We start from the raw sequence: 270 nt of genomic DNA on the forward strand, positions 1-270 counted from the left end.
GGGTTTACTTTGTCCCCAATCAAAATATCGTCGTATTAAGCCATATAGATACTAATCCCGTTATCTACGATTATGTTGCTGATACCTCCCAGATAATTCCACAACTTACGGCGATAGATGAAATCAAATATGATCCTGTTTCTGACAAGCTCTGTATGTTTAGGCGTGACGCCGATGATTCCAGCAATGACATTGCATACCTGTATTCACAGACCAGCGGAGTTGAGAAGCAGCTCTAGGTTTTTGGTGATTTTAGTACACGGTATTATC

General features: G+C 40.7%; 1 protein-coding gene. It reads left to right on the top strand.

The features are described 5' to 3' along the window. The coding region (locus ACRHOZ_RS20990; protein ID WP_431130233.1) for a hypothetical protein at positions 1-239 on the top strand (239 nt) is incomplete at its 5' end. Positions 240-270: the final 31 nt, after the last annotated feature.

Origin of the sequence: Flagellimonas flava (assembly GCF_050617915.1) — a bacterium.
Lineage (GTDB): Bacteria > Bacteroidota > Bacteroidia > Flavobacteriales > Flavobacteriaceae > Flagellimonas > Flagellimonas flava_A.